A 718-nucleotide genomic window follows, 5' to 3' on the forward strand; every position below is an offset into this window, starting at 1 on the left:
CCCCCCCCCCCCCCCCCCCCCCCCCCCCCCCCCCCCCCCCCCCCCCCCCCCCCCCCCCCCCCCCCCCCCCCCCCCCCCCCCCCCCCCCCCCCCCCCCCCCCCCCCCCCCCCCCCCCCCCCCCCACAACTCCCCATGTCGTGGTTCGTCGGCAGCGTCAGATGTGTATAAGAGACAGGGGCCAAAAACATAAAATTATTGTATTGCCACTTTTCGCGAACACCCGCACTTGGTTCCATATAGCGAACCCGTTGGATCAAGCTGTCGCGATTAGATGTATTGAAAACAAACCAAGATAAATCGTAACGCGAAAGACCAGTGCGGTGGCACATCATGTCGCGCACAGTAATCTGATTGTTCATGTTATCATTAAAAAACCGTAGCTGGGGCAAATAGGAAACTGCATTTCCATCCAACGATAATTTACCTTCCTTTTGCAACAAACCCATCAGCGAAGCAGTAAAAGCCTTGGTGCTCGACCCTATGGCAAATAACGTATTAGAGGTTACCGGCTTTTTGTTTTCAAGATCGCGATAGCCAAAACCCTTACTGTAGATTACCTGGTCGCCTTTAACCCTGTCTCTTATACACATCTGTGAAAAAGGGGGGGGGGGGGGGGGGGGGGGGGGGGGGGGGGGGGGGGGGGGGGGGGGGGGGGGGGGGGGGGGGGGGGGGGGGGGGGGGGGGGGGGGGGGGGGGGGGGGGGGGGGGGGGGGGGGG

At 62.5% G+C, this 718-nt stretch carries 1 protein-coding gene; it reads right to left on the bottom strand.

The features are described from left to right. A partial coding sequence (locus JHD69_RS19965) for a serine hydrolase domain-containing protein (RefSeq protein WP_199142091.1) occupies nt 1-591 on the bottom strand: 591 nt, incomplete at its 3' end. Between the last annotated feature and the right edge of the window lie 127 nt (nt 592-718).

It is taken from the genome of Pedobacter sp. ASV12 (assembly GCF_016429155.1).
In the GTDB taxonomy this organism is placed as follows: domain Bacteria; phylum Bacteroidota; class Bacteroidia; order Sphingobacteriales; family Sphingobacteriaceae; genus Pedobacter.